A 20537-nucleotide genomic window follows, 5' to 3' on the forward strand; every position below is an offset into this window, starting at 1 on the left:
AGACGACCCGGCGCGAAGGGAACGCGCGAGAACAGGGAACGCAAGGATGCGATTTCAAGGCAGGATCACCTCCTGGGACGAGGCACGCGGCTTCGGCTTCATCACCTGGAACGGCGGCAGCGACAAGGTCTTTGTTCATATCAGCGCCTTTACCGACCGACGGCGTCGACCCGCAGTTGGCGACATCGTCAGCTATGAAGTGGCCAAGAACGCGCAGGGGCGGCACCAGGCCGAAAAGGTGGCTTTCCCGGTTCACGCGGCGCCACCGAGGTCGGGCGGCGGAGACCGCAAGACCTCGCCGTTGCTGCAACTCGCCGTGGTCGGCCTGCTGGTCGCAATCGGCTTGGGCGTTGCCCTGCGATATCAGACGCGAAGCGCCAGTCGTCCCCAGGAGGATTTCGCTTCAGTCCCTGCGGAACGGCCCAGCCGCTACCAATGCGAGGGAAAAACCCATTGCTCCGAGATGGTGTCCTGCGCAGAAGCCCAGTTCTATTTGCGACACTGCCCCAATCCCGAGATGGACGGCGACGGGGATGGCATACCCTGCGAGTCGCAGTGGTGCGGCCAATAGCACCTCCCTTATTCAAGACCACACAGGCAAGTTCATGCTCCTCACCCAAGTCGCCCTGCTCGATCAGTTGCTGGAGCACTACGCCGCGCAACTGGGCGCCGACCGGGCTGCCTACCGCAACCACTGCTACCGGGTGCTCAACTGCGCCGCGAGCTTCGCGCAGGACACGAGCCCGGAGACGCTGGACAAGCTGGCCATCGCCATCGCCTTTCACGATTTGGGCATCTGGACCGACCACACCTTCGACTATCTCGCGCCCTCCGAGCAGCGCGCCCGCGACTATCTGGCCGAGACCGGCCGCGCCGACTGGGCCGAGGAAGTCGGCGCGATGGTGCGCGAGCACCACAAGCTGCGCCGCTACCCGGGTAGCGCGCTGGTGGAGGCGATGCGCAAGGCGGACTGGTGCGATGTCTCGCTGGGCCTTTTGAGCTTCGGCCTGCCGCGCGGCTACCGGCGCGAGCTGAGTGCGGCCTTCCCCAACGCCGGCTTCCACTGGCGGCTGGTGCAGCTCTCGCTGCGACGGCTGCTGAGCCATCCGCTCAGCCCCTTGCCGATGCTGCGGTACTGAGCAACGGCCAGACGTAGTCTGGGCTCCAAAAGTAGGCGCCTCTACGCGAAGCGCAGCGTGCCCACGCTGGAGGCTCCGCGTGCCGTGGGCTGAAGCCCACCCTACGAAACTAGGCGATTACACGAGCCATGTTCCGAAGCGCCCCAATGTTTGCCTGAGGTATGATTTTTACGAGCGCTTCGCTCGATAACTAAATATTAGGGGAACCATGTTTAAACGCATCGCAGCGCTGATCGCGCTTGCCTCAGTGACCGGCTGCGTGTCGGTCAGCCACATGCCGCTTACCAAAGAGGCATCAGCCCAGTTGCAGGGAAAGTCGGTATCTCTCACGCAGTACCCGACACCCGATTTCACCGCCTTTACCGCCGGCAAAGCCGCGTTCGCCGTGGTCGGTGCCGTGGCGATGATCGCCGAGGGAAACAGCATCGTTAAAGAAAACGGCATCGCCGACCCGGCAGTCGCCATCGGCAAGGGGTTGGGGGAAAAGCTCTCGGCCCTACGCGGGGCTTCCGTGCAGACCGCAACAAAGACGTCGGAAGATGATGGGGTTCCGGTGTTGCTTGCCACCTATCCGGGCAGCCAGTATTTGCTTGACGTCAAAACAATGGCCTGGATGTTTAACTACTACCCATCAGATTGGGCGCACTACAAAGTCACCTACAACGCCCGCCTGCGATTAATTGATGCCGGCAGCAAGGAAGTTGTCGCCGAAACCATGTGTAAGACGGTTCAGGGCGATGACGCCAACCCGCCGACCAAGGAAATGCTCCTGGAAAACCAGGCCGCCCTTCTCAAGAGCTATCTGGACAAGGCGGCAACCGCTTGTGTCGATGTCCTGGCGCGAGATGTGTTGCAGCTCTAGAACACGAGCACAAAAAAGGCCGCTGCATCGCAGCGGCCTTTTTGTTGCCTGACAGCAGGCTAGACGGCTTCGCGGTGATAGGCCACCACGCGCTCCACCTCGTTCTTGCTGCCCATGATCACCGGCACCCGCTGGTGCAGCTTGTGCGGCTTGATGTCGAGGATGCGCTCGCGGCCGGTGGAGGCGGCGCCGCCGGCCTGCTCGACGATGAAGCCCATCGGGTTGGCCTCGTAGAGCAGGCGCAGCTTGCCGCCCTGCGCCTGGGTCTTGGCGTCCAGCGGATACATGAACACGCCGCCACGGCTGACGATGCGGTGCACGTCGGCGACCATCGAGGCCACCCAGCGCATGTTGAAGTCCTTGCCGCGCGGGCCTTCCTTGCCCTTCAGGCATTCGTCGATGTAGCGCTGCACCGGCGCTTCCCAATGGCGGGCGTTGCTGGCGTTGATGGAGAACTCCTTGGTGTCCTCCGGGATCCGCAGGTTGCTCTGGGTGAGCACGAAACTGCCCAACTCGCGGTCGAGCGTGAAGGCGTGCACGCCGGTGCCGATGGTCAGCACCAGCATGGTCGAGGGGCCGTACACCGCATAGCCGGCGGCGACCTGGGTGGCACCCGCCTGCAGGTAGGCCTTGGAGTCGGCCGGGTCGATGCCCTCGGGCGCGCGCAGCACCGAGAAAATGGTGCCCACCGAGATGTTGACGTCGATGTTGGACGAGCCGTCGAGCGGATCGAACAGCAGCAGGTAGCCGCCCTTGGGGTATTCGCCGGGGATGATGCTGGGCTCGTCCATTTCCTCGCTGGCCATGCCGGCGAGGTGACCGCCCCAGGCATTGGCTTCCAGCAGGATATCGTTGCTGAGCACGTCGAGCTTCTTCTGCGCCTCGCCCTGGATATTGCCGGTGCCGGCATCGCCCAGCACGCCGCCGAGCGCACCCTTGCCCACCGCCAGCGAGATGCGCTTGCAGGCGCGCGCCACCACCTCCAGCAGCAGGCGCAGGTCGGCGCCGCACTGGCCGTTCTTGCGCTGTTCTTCGATCAGGAACTGGGTGAGAAAGATGGGTTTCATGGACTCTGGAGCTGGCGGGGGACGATGTAGGGCTAGTTTAACGGCCTGGGGCGGCGCGCCGAGGACAGGCCGGCAGCGGCGGCAGGGGTTCAGGCCGGCTTCTTGAGCAGGTCGCGAATCTCGGCGAGCAGCTTTTCCTCGGCGCTGGGCGCGGGCGGTGCCGGCGGCGGCGCGGCTTCTTCCTTCTTCTTCAGCTTGTTCATCAGCTTCACCAGCATGAAGATCGCCCAGGCGACGATGATGAAGTTGATGACCGTCTGAATGAACTTGCCGTAGCCGAACAGCACCGCCGGCACCTTGCCGTCGGCGCTGGCCTCACGCAGCACCAGCGCGGCCTTGGAGAAGTCGACGCCGCCGGTGAGGATGCCGACCACCGGCATGATCAGGTCGCCGACCAGGGAGGTGACGATGCCGCCGAAGGCACCACCGATGACCACGCCGACCGCGAGGTCGACGACATTGCCACGCATGGCAAAAGTCTTGAATTCGTTGAAGACGCTCATCTGGAGGTTCTCGATGGCTGAGGGCGGAAACGGCGCAGTCCTTGGATTCTAACGGGGCAGCCAGGCGCTGGCTCTAAAGGCAACTGGGCAGACCGGCCTCCAGATTCGGGTAGCGTGGCGTCCAGCCGAGCGCGCGCAGGCGCTCCACTTTGAGCCGCTTCGACTCCTCCAGAAACGAGCGCAGCATCGGCGAGAAATGCGCCGGCGCCTCGGCGAGCGCGATGCGCGCCGGCTCCGGCAGGCCGAGCAGGCGGGCGCAGCGCAGCAGGTAGTCGCTCATGCTGGTCGGCTCGCCGTCGCCGACGTTATAGGCGGCGCCGGCCTCGCCGCGCTCCAGCGCCAGCAGGCAGGCGTCGGCGAGATCCTCGGCGTGGACGCGGTTGGTATAGGGCGCGTCGGCCTCGCGCAGCACCGGCTCGCCGCGCCGCAGCCGCTCCACCGGCAGCCGGCCGGGTCCGTAGATGCCGGGTACGCGCAGCACGACAGTCTTGGCGCCGGAGCGCGCCGACCAGGCACGCAGGGCCAGTTCGGCATCGAGGCGGCGGCGACCGCGGGTAGTGCCGGGCTTGAGCGGCTCGGCCTCGTCGATCCAGCGCCCCTGGCAGTCGCCGTAGACGGCGCTGGTGGAGATGTAGAGCAGGCCTAGGCGCGGCTGGGGCAGACGCGGCAGCAGGCCACGCAGGCGGCTGTCGGTCTCGCCCTCGGCCGGGGGCGGCGCGCACCAGTAGACGGCGTCACAAGCCGGCAGGCTTTCAGGCGGCGCGTCGAGATCGATCAGCAAGGGCTCGATGCCGCGCTGCGCGAGCACCGCCGCCGCTTCGGGCCGGCGCACCGCGCCGATCACCGTTACCTCGTGCAGGCGCAGGCGCTCGGCGATGCGCAGGCCAATGTCGCCGCAGCCGACGATGAGGGCACGGTCGCCCGAAGTCAGACTGGACACGCGCTACAAGCCGGGCAGGCCGGTGGCGATCTCCAGCCCGCGCCGGTAATGCTGATCGGCCTCGGCCTTGGCCTGGGTGAGTTCGCAGAGCTTGGCCAGCTCCAGATAGGCGGCCGGCGTCGGCGCCACCTGCACGACGGCCTCCAGATAGCTGCGAGCCTTGCCCCAGAGCCGGTTCTTGAGGCAGACCCGGCCAGCGGTTTCCAGCAGCGCCGGCTGCTCGCCGTGCAGTTGCAGCCAGCGTTCCAGCACCGCCAACTGGGCGACGGGGTCCTCGGTGTGTAGCGGGCCGTAGAGCCGCACCAGGGTTTCGTCCCAGGCGCTCTCCAGCCGCGCCTCGATGAAGGCGCGCGCCTCGGCATCGGCATTCAGCCGCGCCAGCCCGGCGGCATAGGCGCGCGCCGGCTCGGCCAGGGCCTGGATTTCGGCCGGGGTGGCGCTCCACACCGCCTTCAGCGAATCGAGCTGGGCGGCGGCGACGGCGGCGCGCAGCAGTGCTTCGGCGGCGCGCTCGGACAGCTCGCGCCAGCGCGCCAGGCCCATGGCCTTGGCGGCGCCGGGTTCGGCCAGCAGGGCGCGCAGCGAGGCCCATTCCGCCAGCTCGTCGTGGCTCTCCGCCAGCAGCTCCAGCGCATAGGGATGGGTGGGCTCCTTCTGGCGCAGTTGCAGGGCGGTGTCGCGCACCAGGGCAAACTCGCCGCGCTCGCGTTGCAGCTCGGCCTGGGTGAGGAGAATGGCGAATTCCAACTGCGGCGCGCGCTCGCGCACCAGCGTCAGGTAGCGGTCACGGCGTTCGCCGGCGCCCACCCTCTGGGCGGCGCGGGCGGCGGCCAGGTAGTTGAGATGGCCGGCGTGATGGTCGGCGGCGCGGCGCACCAGCTCCACCTCGGCGCGCTTCCAGTGGCCCTCGAAAAGGCGCAGCAGGCCGCGCTCGAAGCTCTCGCGGGCGCCGTCGGCGCGGCGCCGCTCCAGCGAGCGGCGCCAGCGACGCGGCAGCGAGACGCTGAAACCGATCAGCTTCAGGCCGTAGTAGATGGCGAGGAAGAACGCGGCGACCGCGACCACCAGGCCGAGCAGGGAGGTTTCCACCACCCAGGGGCCGTAGCTGAGCAGCACATAGCCGGTCTCGGCCCCCAGTTGCAGCGCGGCGACGCCGCCCGCCACCAGCGCCAGCACCAGAATCAGATAGAAGACGATCATGGCCGGCTCGCCTTAAGGCGCACTGCGCAGGACCGCACGCAGCCGCTCCAGGCTCTTGCTCGGCTCGGGCAGCCGCGGCGCCAGCTCCAGTCCGCGCAGGCGCTCCAGCTCGGAGTCCACCGCCAGCACCAGCGGATCGTCCGGCTTGTAGTAGTCGGCCAGCCAGGCGCGGGCGCCTTCGACCAGATCGCGGAAGCTGCCCGGCTCGCCGCGCAGCAGTGCCAGGCGCGCGCCTTCCAGCTTCATCAACAGCAACTGTTGCACCAGGGCTTCCTGCGCGGGCGGCAGCAGGCGGTCCACCGGTCGCGTCTCGCGCTGGATGCGGAACACCGAGGACAGCGCCGACTTCATGCCGGCCCAGACCCGCTCCGGCCACTCGGCGTCGGCGGGCAGGTGGGCCTGGTCCTCGCGGCTGTCGGCGCGCGGCTCGAAGTGATCCGGCGCGCGGGCACGCAGCGGCAGCTGCGGGGCGCGGTCGATCAGGCTGGCGAGACTGAGCGCGGCACCGGCGAGGTCCACCCGGGGCGCGGCCAGCAGCGCCAGACGCTCCTGGGCCAGGGCTTCGCGCACGCCGGTCAGGCGCGGGTCGCTGAGCCCGGCCAGGCGGGCATCGGCCAGTTCCAGCGCCTGGATCGCGCCGGCGGCGTCGCGCGCCAGGCGGATGCGGTCATTGGCCAGCAGCAGCAGTTCCTCGACGGCCGCCAACTGGAAGCGCGCGCGGCCGCCGCGCAGGGTCTCGTCGATACGGGCCAGCGCCAACTGGCTGGCCTCCTGCTGATTCTGCAGCGCGGCGATCTGCTGGCCATTGCGGCGGACGCTGCTGTCGGCATCGTCCTGGCGGCGCGCCAGGCTGTCGGTCTGCGCCTCCAGCTCGCGCATCTGATAGCTGAGCCGGCGGATCAGGGCGTCCTCGGCTTCCAGGGTTTCGGTGGTGTTGCGCAGCTGCGTCCAGAGCTTCCAGCCGCCGGCGCCGAGCCCGGCCAGCAGGGCCAGGACGAACAGGCCGAGAAGGAGGCGGCTGCCGCGCCCGGTACGAGGCGGCGAAGCGGGCGGCGGAGTGGGGGCGAGTTCGGTCATAGGGTCGATTCTTGGCGCCAGCGCAGCAGGCACGCGAGATAGGCAGCGTCGGAAACCGCGTCGGGCACCAGCAGCGCCGCCTGGAAGCCGAGACGGCGGGCGAGTTCTACCACACGCGTCGAGGGCACAACCAGCGGCAAACCGAGCAGGCGCGTGCGCCCGGTCTCGGGCGTCAGCGCCAGCAACTGCTCCAGGGCCTCGCCGCTGGTGAGCAGGGCGATGTCCACCTCCGCCAGCGCGGTGGCGACCGCTTCCGGCGCATGGCGCACCGGCTCCCGCCGGTAGCAGCGGGCGACGCGCACCCGCGCGCCGCGCTCGGCGAGGGTCTGGGCCAGCAGGCCGCGCCCGCCTTCGCCGGTGACGATCAAGAGCTCCTGGCCCTCAACCGCTTGCAGTCGCGGCCAGGCCAGCAGGGTTTCGCTGTCGGCGCCTTCCGGCGCCAGCGCGGTGTAGCCGAGCTTGGCCAGCGCCGCGGCGGTGCCGGCGCCGATGGCGATCAGGGTCTGCGGCCAGCGCTCCGGCCCCAGCCGGGCGGCGGCCTGCACGGCATTGGCGCTGGTGAACAGCCAGAACGCCGCGCCGCGCGACTCGCGCAGCAGGCGCGCCGCCGCTTCCGGATCGGCCGGCGGGGCGATGCGCAACAGGGGCAGCAGCCGGGGTTCGGCGCCGGCGGCCAGCAGGCGTTCCTGGATGCCCGCCGCCTGCGCCGCGGGCCGGGTCACCAGCACCCGCAGGCCGGCCAGCGGACCGGCGGCGTTCATCCGCCCAGGTCCTGCAGGATTTCCCGCGCGCCGGCCGCCAGCAGGCGGTCGGCAAGGCGCTCGCCCATGGCGCTGGCCTCGGCCGGGGCGCCGATGATCTCTTCGCGCAGCAGGCGGCTGCCGTCCGGCGTGCCGACCAGGCCGACCAGGCGCAGGCGGCCGTCGGCGAGGCGGGTGGCGTGGCCGGCGATCGGCGCCTGGCAGGCGCCGCCCAGGCGGGCGTTGAAGCTGCGCTCGGCGGCCAGACGCAGCGCCGAGGCGGCGTCGTGCAGCGGCGCCAGCAGCTCCCGGGTGCGGGCGTCGTCGGCGCGGCATTCGATGCCGACGATGCCCTGACCGATGGCGGGCACGAACTGCTCCGGGTCCAGACGCTCGCGGATGCGCGCCTCCAGGCCCAGGCGCATCAGGCCGGCGCAGGCGAGCAGGATGGCGTCGTGGCGGCCCTCGTCGAGCTTGCGCAGGCGGGTGCCGACATTGCCGCGCAGCACCTCGATCTGCAGGTCTGGCCTGAGCCGCCGCGCCTGCACCTGCCGGCGCAGGCTGGCGGTGCCCAGACGCGCGCCCGGCGGCAGGCTGGCGAGGCTGGCGTGGTGGTTGGAGACGAAGGCGTCGCGCGGGTCCTCGCCTTCCAGATAGACGACCACCGCCAGGCCAGCCGGCTGCTGGGCCGGCACATCTTTCATGGAATGCACCGCGAGGTCGGCGCGGCCTTCCAGCAGAGCCGCCTCCAGCTCCTTCACGAACAGGCCCTTGCCGCCGGACTGCGAGAGCGGGCCGGAGAGCAGCTGATCGCCGGTGGTGGTCATCGGCACCAGGCTCACCTCCAGGCCGGGATGCACGGCGCGCAGCCGGGCCTGGACGTGCTCGGCCTGCCAGAGGGCCAGGGGGGATTCGCGGGTGGCGATGCGCAATGAACTCATGCGCCTAGTTTAAGGAGGACGCGCCCGGCGCGGGCGCGGGCACCGCGAACTCAGACCAGGGTTTCGCTCATTCTCGAGCGCATGTCGAACATCGCCGCCGGCCGGTCGGGATGCTCGGTGCGGATCTTCGCCACTTCCGGCAGCAGTTCCAGGAACAGGCTGGTCAGGCGCGGATCGAAATGCTTGCCGGACTGCTCGCGCAGATAGGCGACGGCGTTTTCCACCGGCCAGGCCGGCTTGTAGGGGCGCTCGCTGGTGAGCGCGTCGAACACGTCGGCCAGGGCGACGATGCGGCCCACCAGGGGAATCTCCTCGCCCTTGAGGCCGCGCGGATAGCCGGAACCATCCCACTTCTCGTGATGGGTGAGGGCGATGCGGCGGGCGATCTTCAGCACCGGCGCGTCGTGCTTGCCGATGATGCCGGCGCCGATGCCGGGGTGCATGCGCATCACCCGCCATTCGTCCGGGGTGAGCGGACTGGCCTTGAGCAGGATGCGGTCGGGGATGCCGATCTTGCCGAGATCGTGCATGGGCGCGGCCTGCTCGATCAGCTCGGCCTCGGCCTCGGACAGGCCGGCGGCGCGCGCCAGCAGGGCGCTGACCCGGCTCATGCGCTGGATGTGGGCGCCGGTCTCGTCGTCCTTGTATTCGGCGGCGACGCGCAGCCGCCGCACCAGCTCCAGGTTGACGTTGCCGACCTCGCGGGTGCGGGTCTGCACCAGGCTGGCGAGCTGGCGCTTCTGGGCATAGAGCTGCTGGTGCAGGCGCAGGCGGGCAAAGGTCACCGCCACGTCGAAGGGCGCGCGCAGATAGTCCTGGGCGCCGGCGTCAAACGCCGCCAGCTCGGTCTTGGAATTGGCCGGGGCATTGAAGAACAGCACCGGCGTGAAGCGGGTGCGGACATTGCGCTGCAAGCGTTGGCAGATGCCGGCCGGGTCGAAATCGGCAATCGAGGCGTCGACCAGGATCAGCTCCGGCGGCGGGTCGAGAAACTCCAGCACCGGCCCCAGCTCCGGGTGACCGATGAACAAGGGTTGCGGGCCGAGCCGGCTGATCAGGCCGCGCAGCGCCTCGCCCTGCTCGGCGCCATCGGCGACCACCAGGATGGTGGACTTTCGGTTATCTGCCTCCACAGCCTGCTCCCAGGAATATCAACGACTACCAGCACCACCTTAAGGTTACAGAACTGTAGGCCTCGGCGTGGCCCGACCATCGGCGCCCAAGCTCCCCGGAGCGGTTCAAAGCCGCAGGAAACCGGGCGCAAACAGCAACGCAGGGACCGTGCCGCGACCCGGACCGGGCGCCGGCATCAGACCTAGGCCAGCAGCCCCCAGCGCCGGGCCAGCCGCCGCAACTCCAGCTCGGCGCTATCGAAGTCGTAGGCCGAGAGCTGGCGCTCCAACAGCTCCAGATCGCGCTCGCGCCCCTCGGCCAGCAACAGCGCGCGCAGCACCAGCGCCTCGCCGCGGGCGGCGGTGTCGTGCTGGCGCAGCAGCCGCAGCAGGCCGCTCACGCAATCGCCCAGACCGACTCCGGGTGCCGCAACCGGCGCCAGCGTGCGGGCCAGCTCCGGCTGCTCGGGCAGCGCCAGCGGCAGCAGCACGGTGAACACCGTGCCGACGCCCAGCTGGCTGCGTACCTGGATCTCGCCGGCCATCAGGCGCACCAGCTCCTGGCTGATGCTCAAGCCCAGCCCGGTGCCGCCGTGGCGGCGGCTGGCACTGTCGTCGGCCTGCTCGAAAGCTTCGAAGACGCGGGCCAGTTGCGTCTCGCTCATGCCGATCCCGGTGTCGCTGACCTCGAAGGCCAGTGCCAGCTCGCCCGGTGCCGAGGCCGCGCCCATCTGCCAGATGCGCAGTGCCACCTCGCCGCCATCGGTGAACTTGATGGCATTGGCCAGCAGGTTGAGCAGCACCTGCTGGATGCGCAGCGCATCGCCGACCAGCTGGCGCGGCGAGCCGGGCGCCAGCTCGATGGTGAAGCGCAGCCCCTTCTCCGCCGCCGAGGTACCGGCCAGCAGTTGCAGGCCCTCGATCAGGTCGGTCAGCGAAAACGGCACCGGCACCAACCGCAGCTTCTGCGCTTCCAGCTTGGAGAATTCCAGGATGTCGTTGAGCAGCCGCAGCAGGGCCTTGGCGGCGCGGTTGATCTTGCTCAGGCGCTCGCGCTTGGCCGGCTCCTGCTCGGCGTCGAGCGCCAGGTAGGAGAGGCCGATCACCGCATTCATCGGCGTACGGATCTCGTGGCTCATATTGGCCAGAAAGCGGCTCTTGGCCTGGTTCGCCGCCTCGGCGGCGGCGCGCGCGCGCTTGAGGTCGAGCTCCATCTGCTTCTGCTCGGTGGCGTCCAGCACCACGCCGTTCCAGACCACCTCGCCGCCTTGTTCGCGCCGGCCGGTGGCGGTGACCTGCAGCCAGCGGCTGTCGCCCTCTCCGGTCTGCAGGCGGTAGTCAAAAGCCACCGGCTGCGCGCTGTCGACGGCCTGCTCCAATGCCGAGCGCAGCCGCTCGCGATCCTCGCTGGACAGCCACTGCTCGAAGTCGCTCGCCGGCAAGCCCAGCAGCGAGGCCGCAGGCAGGCCGACCAGACGCGCCACGCCCTCGCTGAGGTAGCTGAAGAATTCGCGGCCACTGCGGTCGCGGCGCAGCTGCCAGATCGCGCCGGGAAAATTGGCGACGATGTCGTCGAGCCGGGAACGCGCGGCCGCCAGCGCCGCCTCCAGGCCGCGCTGCTCGGTCAGATCCTGCAGCACGCCGGTCCATACCGGCTCGGCCTCGGCATTGCTGCTGACATTGGCGCGCACCAGGAGGTGCCGCAGGCTGCCGTCGGTGGCGCGCAGCCGCACCTCGATCTGCAGTAGGCTGGCCTCCCGCGCCGAGCGCTCCAGCGCCACCAGCAGCCGCTCCCGGTCTTCGGCCAGCAGGGTGGACAGCGTGCCCTCGACATCGCCCAGGTGCGCGGCCGCCGGCCGGCCGGTAACGGCGCTGACGCCCTCGCTGACGTAGTCGACCAGATAGCGGCCGTCGCGGCTCAGGCGCAGCCGCCAGACCGCGCCGGGCACGCTGTCGATCAGCTCCTGCATGTGCAGACGCGCCGACTTCAGTGCCTGCTCGGCCTGCTGCACCCGGGTGGCGTCGAGAGTGATGCCGTTCCAGACCTGGGCGCCGCCGGGCTCGGTGCTGGCGACGGCCGCGACCCGTATCCACTTCCACTCGCCGGCGGCGGTGCGCACCCGGTAGCGCTCCTCGTCGAGGCCGTCCTGGCCGGTGAGCCGCTGCATCAGGTCCGCCACCCGCGCGACATCTTCCGGATGCACGGTGGCGAAGGCCTGCGACTGCATCAGGGCGTTGGTCTCTTCCGGGCTACGGCCGGTGATCCGGTGGACGCCCTCGGACATATAGCTGTAATGCTGCCGGCCATCCGGCTCGCGCCGGAACTGCCAGAGCGCTCCGGGAATGGCGGCGGTCAGCTCCCGCAGGCGGCGCTCGGCCTGCTCGGCGCGCTCTTGGGCTAGCCGCCGCTGCCGAATCTCAGCACGCAGCCAGAGTATCCAGACGATGGCCAGCATCAGCAGCAGGCCAAAGCCGAGGACGGCGCCGCGTCCGATCGTCGACAGCGGCCCGGCGCTGCCCGCCGGCACCGCCGCCGCAGCCGTGGCCGTCGCCGACAGCAGCAGGGCGGCGGCGGCGGCCACGGCGCGCCGGGGCACGGTCAGCCCGCGGTTTTCTGCAGCCGCTTGCGCATGCGGATGTTGAGCATCTCCACACCCACCGAGAAGCCCATCGCGAAGTAGACATAGGCCTTGGGCACATGAAAGCCCATGCCCTCGCCGACCAGCACCATGCCGATCATGATCAGGAACGACAGCGCCAGGATCTTGATGGTCGGGTGCTCCTCGACGAAACGCGACACGGCGCCGGCAAAGAACATCATCACGCCGATGGCGATGACGATGGCGGTGACCATCACCGGCACGTTGTTGGTCATGCCGACGGCGGTAATCACCGAGTCGAGCGAGAACACGATGTCGAGGATCATGATCTGCACGATCACGCTGGCGAAGCTGACGCTGGCGACCTTGCCGATGACGTCCTCGGGGCCGTGGCCGCCGTCGGTGCTTTCCACCTGTTCGTGGATTTCCAGCGCGCTCTTGCCAAGCAGGAACAGACCGCCGCCCAGGAGGATCAGGTCGCGTCCGGAAATACCGTGGCCGGCGAGTTCGAACAGGGGTTCGGTAAGCCGGGCCAGCCAGGCCAGCGACATCAGCAAGCCGATACGGGTGAGGCAGGCGCCGGCCAGGCCGATGATGCGGGCGCGGGCGCGCTGATGCTCGGGCAGCTTGTTGGCCATGATCGACAGAAAAATGATGTTGTCGATGCCGAGCACGATTTCCAGGGCCGCCAGGGTGATCAGGGCGATCCAGAGTTCGGGATTGGTGAAGTCCACTTTCAGTCTTACAACGGGTTACCGAGCGTGATTGCTCTGCCGAGATGATACCGGGGCCGCGCGCCGGAGGCGCGTCATCGTTCGTTCATCCGCCCGTCATCGCTGTGACCCGGAACTGTCACGACGCCTTTACCACCGCCATCTAGCCTGCGAGGCGTAAAAAAAGATCGGAGCCGGACATGCGGATTGCCTACGGAGTGATGGGTTACGGACGCGGCCACGCCATGCGCAGCCTGAGCGTGCTGCCGGCCTTGATGCAGGAGCACGAGGTGACGGTGTTCACCGCCAACGACGCCTACGAGGTGCTGGCGCCGAAGTTCCCCACCGTGCGCATCCCGATGATCGGCTACCGCTACAACGAGCGCGGCGGCCACTCGGCGTACAAGACGGTGGTCGAAAACCTTTCGCCGATGGCCGACCTGCTGCTGCACGGCCACGGCATGGAGCAGGTCGAGCGCGAGTTCAAGGACCGCGGCATCCAGCTGGTGATCAGCGACTCCGAGGCCTGGACCCACCGCGCCGCGAAGCGCCTGGGCATCCCGCGCATCAGCTTCGACCACATCGGCATCCTCGCCTACTGCAAGCCGCACTTCCCGCCCGACCTCTGGCATCTGGGCATGCGCGACGCCATCGGCTACCGGGCGGCGATGGGCGTGCCCGAGCGCATCCTGATCTCCAGCTTCTACCAGGCCGAGCCCAAGTACCCGGGCGTGCAGATCGTCGGGCCGATGCTGCGCGACGAGGTGCTGCGCGCCAAGCCCAGCCGCGGCGACTTTCTGCTCGCCTACTTCAACAAGGGCGAACACCAGTACCTGCCGCATATCGACCGTGCGCTACGCCTGCTCGACCTGCCGGTGGTGATCTACGGCACCCCGCACCGCGGCAAGGTCGAGAACCTCGACTTCCGCGCCCCCAGCAACGAATGGTTCGTGCACGACCTGGCGCGCTGCCGGGCGGTGATCTCCACCGCCGGCAACCAGACCATCGGCGAGGCGGTGCATTTCGGCAAGCCGATCCTGGCGATCCCGGAAGACGCCTTCGAACAGCGCCTCAATGCCCATCTGATCGAGCGCATGGGCGTGGGCATGAAGGCCAGCCTGCGCGGCCTCACCCCCAGCGACATCGACCGCTTCCTCGCCAACGAGGACTACTACCGCTCGAACATGAAGGGGCGCATCAAGGACGGCCGTGGCGAAGCCTTGCAGACGCTCAAGCGCTTCATCGACGAGCTGGCGCAGCTGAAGCCGGCCGCGGGTCGCAGGCCGGCGCGGCTCGCCAGCAGCAAGGTGGTCGCCACCGCCACCCAGAGTCCCTTACTCCGCTGAGCGCGGCGCGCTAAGCACCCTAGTGCTCGCGCGAGTACAGCAGGTCGCCGCCCGCCTCCTGCCCCGACTCGGTGCGCAGCTTGAAGCCCTTGCCCAGGTCGTAGAGCAGGCGCAGCACATTGCCGTTGGCGAACAGTCCCACGCCATAGCTCACGTAGAGCTTAGGCGACAGGTATTTGCCGACCGTGAAGCGCGCCTGATCGCTGCTCTCGCCGGCCTCGGCACCGAGGCTGATGGTGTCGATGCCCAGGCCACGGGTCAGCTTCTTGGCCAACTGGTCGCCGCCGGCCAGGCCCAGGGATAGCGCCGCGGCGGCGGCCGAGAAGTCGCCGCCCGATTCCAGCGGCCGGCCCAGCAGCAGCCAGCCCAGCTGCTGCTCCTGGGTCATCACCGGGCTGGAACTCAGATCGAAGCTGGGCTTGTCCAGCGTGCCGCGCACATGCAGCGTCACGGTGACCTCGTCATTGGGCTTGCGCACCGCGCGCAGGTCCACCGCCGGCTTGTTGATCGGGCCGCTGAACAGGATGCGTCCGGTGGACAGCTGCAAGTCCTGGCCATAGGCCTTGTAGACCGCATCCAGCAGCTGCAGCTCGCCGAAGGCCTGGGTGCTGCTGGTGCCGGGCCGCTCGAGTACGGTGAGATCGCCGCCGATGCGCGCCTTCAAGCCGAAGCCGGCAAAGCGCACCGCCTCGCCCATCCGCACTTTCACCGCCGCCGCCAGCGGCAGGCTCTTTTCGCGCGGCGCCTCGCCGACGATCACCTGGTCGCTGCTGGCGCTGACCACGCCACCACCAAGCTTGCGCGGGGTGATCTCGGCGCGCGGCACCAGCACCTCGCCGCTCAGGCTCATCGCCTCGGCGCTGCGCTCGAAGTGCAGCTGCGGGCTGACCCAGACCCGCGCGTCCGGCAGGTTGACGACCTGGAACAGCTCGCCGTCGATGTCGAGCGCGGTGGTCCGCGCGCTCAGATCGGCCTGGCCGCGCAGGCTGATCCGGCCCTCGCCGGACCGCGCCGAGGCGCTGATCTGCAAGGGCGTGTTGAAGCCGCCGCGCAACTCCGCCCGCAGCTCCTGCAGCAGGATGCCGGCCGCCTCGATGTGCGCCTGGCCTTGGTCTAGCGCCAACTGGCCGTCGATCAGCGGCTGGCCCAGGCTGCCACCCAGGCTGAAGTCGCCCTGGATCTGGCCGGCCAGCTGGGTGACGCCGGGCAGCAGCGGCTCCACCCAGCCCAGCTCCGGCACCGACAGCCGCACCCGGCCACTGAGCGGCAGCTCGGTCAGCGCGCTGTCGCGCACCGGCAGGCTGGCCTCGGCGCTGAGGGCAACGTGGTCCAGATGCAGCTCGGCGCGACCGCGCCACTGGCCACCCTCCTGGCGCAGCGACAGCTGGCCCGCCTGCAGCCGCTGATCGGGAGCGCCGGGCAGGCGCAGGTGACCGGCGCTGTTCTGCACTTGCAGTTCCAGTCGGGTCGGCGTGCGGCCGCGCAATTCGATCAGGCCCTGGCCGTCGAGCACGGTCTCCACTGCCAGACCGTCCGGCAGCAGGCCGTTGAACTGGGCGCTGTGGATGCCGGCGAGCGAGGCTTCAACATGCTGCAAGGGCGGTGCCCGGCGCAGGTTGAGGCAGGCGCGGCCGCTGCCGTCGATGCGCCAGCAGGTCTGCTCCAGCTGTTGCAGGGCGGCGTCGACCTGCACCGCGGCCGGCGCTTCCTGGGTCCAGGCCGGGCCATAGGGCGGTTGCAGGCGGCTGCTGGCGAGCCGGCCACGCCAGCGGCGTTTGGCGAGATCCAGGCCGCCGTCGGCGCCGAGTTCCAGGCTGCTCTTGGGCGCCGACAGCTGCGCGCTGAGGGCGATGTGGTGCTGCTCGGCGCGGCCGTCGAGGTTCAGGCTCAGGCGCTGCATCTGGGTGTCGCCACTGACCAGACCCTCGGCGCTCAGCGCCGCCTTGGATGGACGCTTGGGGTCGTAGTCGATGTTCAGATCCAGGCGCGCCAGCTGCTGGCCCTGGTAGCGCAGGTTTTGCGCGCTGCCTTGGGCGCGCAGCGCCGGGTTGGACGGCGCGCCCTGCGCCTGCGCCTTGAGTTGCAGCGCGCCGCTCAGCTCCGGCAGCAGGCTGCGCAGATCGCTGGCGGCGAGCTCGGCCTTGGCGTCGAGCAGCGGCAGCAGCCGGCCCTGCAATTGCAGGCGGGCGCTGCCGCTGCGCAGATCGAGGCTATCCAGCGCCAGCCGGGTTTCACCCTGGTGGGCCTCGGCGCTGCCGCGCAGTTCCAGCGCCAGCGGATAGCCACGCAGCTGGGAGTCGGCGAGCCGGCCGCTGAACTGCACCTGCGGGCGCGCCAGGTCGCCGACGGTGTGGGCGGCGATCAGGCCGTTGAGCTGGCCGGGGAAATCCGGGAACAGCAGGCCGGGGTCGAGCTGCTCCAGCCTGGCCTCGGCTTCCACCGCCAGCGCCGGCGCCCATTGCACGCGGCCCTGGGCAGTCAGGCCGCCGTGGTCGTCAGGGCCGCCGAGCCGCAGGTGTTCGAGTTGCAGCGCCTCGGCACCGAGACTGGCGACCGCGTCCAGACCCACTTCCACCGCGGTCGCCTCGCTGCCGGCCGGCAGCGCCGCGCGCAGCCGGCCCTGGAGGTCGATGCGCGCCTGTACCGTCTCGGTCAGCAGGCCGTGCAGGCCCAGGCGCAGCTGCGGGATCTCCACCTGCGCTGTCCCGGTGAGCGGCCAGCGCAGATTGCACGCGCCCAGGCCGAGATGAGTCTCGCTGCCCATCAGCCCCAGCCGCCCCTGCACCACCACCAGGCCGGGACCGCTGAGCTGCAGCGGCTCGAAGCGCAGCGCCTCGGGCTCCAGCACCAGCTCACCAATGGCCAGCAGCGGGCCGCTGAGCGCATGGCGGGCGGCCAGACGCTCGATGCGGATGTGGTCCTTGCGCCAGACCAGGCGCGCCTCGATGGCGCTGATCGCCAGCGGCTCGCTGCCGGGCGGGTCTTCGCTATGGAACAGCTCGAACTGCGCCAGCCGCGCGTCGTCCACCCGCAGGCGCAGCGGCAGCTGGGTGAGCAGGGGCTGCGGCGGCGTCGCAGGCGTCGGCTTGAGGGTCAGACGCAGATGGCCGGCGTCGAGCTGGGTGATGCGCAGCTGGCGCAGGCGCAGGCGCGAGGGGCGCCAGTCGAGATCGAGACGGTCCAGCTCCACGCGCGCGGCGGCGTTCTCGAACACCAGGCCTTCCAGATGCAGTGGCCCGAACAGGCCGCCGCTGGCCTTGGCGATCTGTAGCTGGCCGGCCGGCAGCAGGCGCTGCGCCAGGTCCGCCGCCAGCGGCGCGCCGGCCACGCCCAGATAGACCAGGCCGACCACCGCCAGCACCAGACTGCCGGAGAGGCTCACCAGCAGCAGGTTGAGGAGCAGGCGCAGGACTTTCATAGGCCCACCCGCACGCCCAGATGCAGGCGCACCACCGGCTCGTTTGGATCAAGCGGGTGCGCGAGATCGACGGTGACGCTGCCGAACGGCGCGCGATAGCGCAGGCCGAGGCCAAGGCCGTAGTGCAGCTCCGGCGCCGGCGAATCACCGACGCCGCCGGCATCGCCGAACAGCGCCAGGCCAAAAGCGCCCTTGATCGCCCGCTCGGCCTCGATGCTGAACACGTTGAGATAGCGGCCGCCGATGACGCCGCCGTTGTCGTCGCGCGAGGCGCCGATCGCCTGGTAGCTGTAGCCACGCACCGACTGGTCGCCGCCAGCGAAGAAGCGCTCGTCCGGCGGCAGCTTGTTGAACTCTGCGGCGGCGGTGGCGCCGATCTCCACCCGCGCCAGCAGGCGGCCCTGGCGCCACAGCGGCAGCGCGCCCTTCAGGCGCACCCGGCCCTGCAGAAAGCTGGCGTCGGAGACCAGGCCCTTCTGGCCGCCGTGGCTGTCGGCCCAGAAGCTGAAGCCGTAGCGGGCGTAGGCGGGGTCGTCCAGCCATTGCCGCGACAGGGTGAGGCCGGGTGCCAGCACCGACACCGCGCTGTCCTCGCCTTCGGTGAAATCGAACAGCGAGCGCTGGAACTTGAGGTAGTAGCGGCGATCCCAGTCGCCATCGAGGCGGTTGAGGCTGGCGGCCAGACTGTATTTGCGCTCGACGCCGTAGCTCAGGTTCTCCTCGCCGGCATCGCCGGAGAGGCCAACGTACTCGCCCGGCTCGTTGCCGACCGGCACCCGGTACTCGCCGTTGGCGCCGGAGAGCTTCTGCGAGGCACGCACCGTCACCCGCAGCTTGTGGCCGCGCTGGTTGAGGCGGCGGAACTCGGTGCCTACCGATGCGCGGGCGCCGGTATCGGTGCCATAGCCCAGGCCGAAGTCGTCGCGCCGCGACTTGGAATGCTCAAGGCGCACCTGCACCGGGATGCGCCCCTCGCTGGCCTGATCGCGCAGGCCGCCGACCTCGACCTTGGCGAAGTAGTCGAGATCGGTGAGCGCAAACTGGGTGTCGAGCAGCTTCTGCTGCGAATACGGCTCGCCGGGTGCGAAACGCAGATAGCGGCGGATCACATCCTCGTCGATACGGCTGTCGCCCTCGATCAGCACCTCACCGAACTGCCACTGCGGCCCGGTTTCCAGCACCAGCAGCGCCTGCGCGCTGCCCTGCTCGGGGTCGATGCGCAGTTCGGACTGGCTGAAGCTGGCGTCCAGATAGCCCTCGCCGTGGGCCAGGGCCAGCAGCCGGTCCTTGCTGTCCTCGTATTCGGAGTGCAGCAGGCGCGAGCCCTTGAGTGGCCCCAACACCTGCGCCCGCTCCTGCAGAGCCTCGGCACCCGGTCCGGTCAGCGTGATCTTGGCCTTGAGCCAGCGCACCACGGGGCCGTGCTCGACGCGGTAATAGGCGTAGTAGTCCTTCGGCCCGCCCTCCAGGCGTTTGCTGATCCGCGGCTGGTAATAGCCATAGGGCTGCAGCGATTTGCTGATGCTCTTCTCGGCCTCGTCGTGCAGGGTTTTGAGGCGGTTGGGCACCAGACCTTCGCGCTGGTCTTCGGCGACATAGCCCAGCCAGTTGTAGGCGTTGGTCAGCTCCGGCTCTTCCAGGCCCTCGATGTGGAAGTCCACCGTCACCCGCTCCACCGGCGCCGCGCGCGGCGGATCGACGCTGGCCGGACCGGCGGGTGCTGCCGGCGTGGCACTGTCTTCGGCGGCGGTGGCGGCCAGTTGGCCGGCGGCGGCATCCGCCGGCGGCAGCGCCGAGGACTCCTGCGCCAGGCCCCAGGCCGGCCACAGTCCCAGCCCCAGCAGCAGGGCGGGGGCGACGGCGCGGAGTGGCGGCAGGCTCATGCGGGGTAGGCGGCGGACTGGCCTGGCATTGTGCGTCAGCGCCGCCGCCGACGGGGCCGTGGCCGGCGAATCAGGCGGCGCTGGCGACCGGCGTCTCGCCGGCCTCGCCGACCAGCCAGCTGCCGGCCGGCTCAGCCTGGGCGGCACCGCCGAGACTGGCGAAGTCGAACAGCTCGCGGTCGGCCAGCTGGCTGGGCGCGACATTGCACATGGCGCGGAAGATGGTCTCGACCCGCCCCGGCCACTCGCGCTCCCACTCGGCCATCATCCGGCGCACCTGCTTGCGTTGCAGCTGCTCCTGCGAGCCGCAGAGGTTGCAGGGGATGATCGGGAAGGCGCGCTCGGCGGCATAGGCGGCGATGTCGTCCTCGCGGCAATAGGCCAGCGGCCGGATCACCACGTTGGCGCCGTCGTCCGAGAGCAGCTTGGGCGGCATGCCGGCGAGCTTGCCGCCGAAGAACAGGTTGAGGAAGAAGGTGGAGACGATGTCGTCGCGGTGATGCCCCAGCGCGATGCGGGTAAAGCCCTGCTGCTTGGCAAAGGTGTAGAGCGCGCCGCGCCGGAGCCGCGAGCACAGGGAGCACATGGTCTTGCCTTCCGGGATGTTGCGCTTCACCACCGAATAGGTGTCCTGCTCCAGGATCGTGTACGGCACGCCCTTGGCCTTGAGGTACTCCGGCAGGATGTGCTCGGGAAAGTCCGGCTGCTTCTGGTCGAGGTTGACCGCGTGCAGCTCGAAGCGCACCGGTGCCTTGGCCTGCAGCTGCAGGAGGATGTCGAGCATGGTGTAGCTGTCCTTGCCGCCGGACAGGCAGACCATCACCCGGTCGCCCTCGCCGATCATCCGGTAGTCCATGATCGCCTGGCCGACATTGCGGCGCAGACGCTTGGCCAGCTTGTTGGACTCCAGCCGTGCCTTCTCGGCCGGCGGGGCCGACTTGCGGCTGGGGAATTCGACGAGGGTTTCTTGCATGGGCGGCATTTTACCGTGCCGCG

The 20537-nt window shown here is 69.6% G+C and carries 17 protein-coding genes; 4 read left to right on the top strand and 13 right to left on the bottom strand.

The genetic code is table 11. From position 1 onward, the window contains the following. Positions 1-46: 46 nt before the first annotated feature. The 3 genes from AC3WT6_RS01965 to AC3WT6_RS01975 all read left to right on the top strand — a co-directional run bounded on the left by AC3WT6_RS01965 (position 47) and on the right by AC3WT6_RS01975 (position 2001). On the top strand, positions 47-571 hold the full coding sequence (locus AC3WT6_RS01965; RefSeq protein WP_492651873.1) for a cold shock domain-containing protein: 525 nt from the start codon (positions 47-49) through the stop codon (positions 569-571). Between the two features lie 34 nt (positions 572-605). Next, positions 606-1139, top strand: a complete 534-nt coding sequence (locus AC3WT6_RS01970) for an HD domain-containing protein (protein WP_492651874.1) — start codon at positions 606-608, stop codon at positions 1137-1139. A gap of 208 nt (positions 1140-1347) precedes the next feature. Further along, complete coding sequence (locus tag AC3WT6_RS01975) at positions 1348-2001, top strand: hypothetical protein (RefSeq protein WP_492651875.1); 654 nt, start codon at positions 1348-1350, stop codon at positions 1999-2001. A gap of 59 nt (positions 2002-2060) precedes the next feature. On the opposite strand, the gene AC3WT6_RS01980 is transcribed toward AC3WT6_RS01975, so the two are convergent. The 10 genes from AC3WT6_RS01980 to AC3WT6_RS02025 all read right to left on the bottom strand — a co-directional run bounded on the left by AC3WT6_RS01980 (position 2061) and on the right by AC3WT6_RS02025 (position 12915). After that, complete coding sequence (locus AC3WT6_RS01980) at positions 2061-3068, bottom strand: class 1 fructose-bisphosphatase (RefSeq protein ID WP_492651876.1); 1008 nt, start codon at positions 3066-3068, stop codon at positions 2061-2063. Positions 3069-3157: 89 nt separating this feature from the next. Beyond that, positions 3158-3571 (bottom strand): large-conductance mechanosensitive channel protein MscL, encoded by a 414-nt coding sequence (gene mscL, locus AC3WT6_RS01985; RefSeq protein WP_492651877.1) that lies wholly within the window; start codon positions 3569-3571, stop codon positions 3158-3160. Between the two features lie 73 nt (positions 3572-3644). Then, positions 3645-4511, bottom strand: coding sequence for an SDR family oxidoreductase (locus AC3WT6_RS01990; protein ID WP_492651878.1), 867 nt, complete (start codon positions 4509-4511; stop codon positions 3645-3647). Between the two features lie 3 nt (positions 4512-4514). Beyond that, positions 4515-5711, bottom strand: coding sequence for a heme biosynthesis HemY N-terminal domain-containing protein (locus AC3WT6_RS01995; protein ID WP_492651879.1), 1197 nt, complete (start codon positions 5709-5711; stop codon positions 4515-4517). 12 nt (positions 5712-5723) lie between these two features. After that, positions 5724-6788, bottom strand: coding sequence for a uroporphyrinogen-III C-methyltransferase (locus tag AC3WT6_RS02000; protein WP_492651880.1), 1065 nt, complete (start codon positions 6786-6788; stop codon positions 5724-5726). Continuing rightward, positions 6785-7549: a uroporphyrinogen-III synthase gene (locus AC3WT6_RS02005; protein ID WP_492651881.1), complete on the bottom strand. Its 765-nt coding sequence runs from the start codon at positions 7547-7549 to the stop codon at positions 6785-6787. The genes AC3WT6_RS02000 and AC3WT6_RS02005 overlap by 4 nt, the downstream gene beginning before the upstream one ends. Beyond that, the gene (hemC, locus tag AC3WT6_RS02010; RefSeq protein WP_492651882.1) at positions 7546-8469 is read right to left on the bottom strand and encodes a hydroxymethylbilane synthase; all 924 of its coding nucleotides are present in this window, start codon (positions 8467-8469) and stop codon (positions 7546-7548) included. Before hemC ends, AC3WT6_RS02005 begins: the two co-directional genes overlap by 4 nt. Positions 8470-8519: 50 nt before the next feature. Beyond that, on the bottom strand, positions 8520-9602 hold the full coding sequence (locus tag AC3WT6_RS02015) for an HD-GYP domain-containing protein (RefSeq protein WP_492651883.1): 1083 nt from the start codon (positions 9600-9602) through the stop codon (positions 8520-8522). A gap of 182 nt (positions 9603-9784) precedes the next feature. Then, on the bottom strand, positions 9785-12178 hold the full coding sequence (locus tag AC3WT6_RS02020; RefSeq protein ID WP_492651884.1) for a PAS domain-containing protein: 2394 nt from the start codon (positions 12176-12178) through the stop codon (positions 9785-9787). A gap of 2 nt (positions 12179-12180) precedes the next feature. Continuing rightward, positions 12181-12915: a TerC family protein gene (locus AC3WT6_RS02025; RefSeq protein ID WP_492651885.1), complete on the bottom strand. Its 735-nt coding sequence runs from the start codon at positions 12913-12915 to the stop codon at positions 12181-12183. 179 nt (positions 12916-13094) lie between these two features. Here AC3WT6_RS02025 and AC3WT6_RS02030 point away from each other — a divergent pair, with 179 nt between their 5' ends. Beyond that, positions 13095-14240: a glycosyltransferase family protein gene (locus tag AC3WT6_RS02030; protein WP_492651886.1), complete on the top strand. Its 1146-nt coding sequence runs from the start codon at positions 13095-13097 to the stop codon at positions 14238-14240. 19 nt (positions 14241-14259) lie between these two features. Here AC3WT6_RS02030 and AC3WT6_RS02035 read toward each other — a convergent pair whose 3' ends face one another. The 3 genes from AC3WT6_RS02035 to ttcA form a co-directional block, all read right to left on the bottom strand. Then, positions 14260-17658, bottom strand: a complete 3399-nt coding sequence (locus tag AC3WT6_RS02035; protein WP_492651887.1) for a translocation/assembly module TamB domain-containing protein — start codon at positions 17656-17658, stop codon at positions 14260-14262. After that, entirely contained in the window at positions 17655-19541 is a 1887-nt protein-coding gene (locus AC3WT6_RS02040) for an autotransporter assembly complex protein TamA (RefSeq protein ID WP_492651888.1), read from the bottom strand. Before AC3WT6_RS02040 ends, AC3WT6_RS02035 begins: the two co-directional genes overlap by 4 nt. 70 nt (positions 19542-19611) lie before the next feature. Continuing rightward, a complete protein-coding gene (ttcA, locus tag AC3WT6_RS02045; protein WP_492651889.1) occupies positions 19612-20523 on the bottom strand; it encodes a tRNA 2-thiocytidine(32) synthetase TtcA in 912 nt (303 codons plus the stop codon). Between the last annotated feature and the right edge of the window lie 14 nt (positions 20524-20537).

It is taken from the genome of Stagnimonas sp. FW305-C-60, from assembly GCF_058782965.1.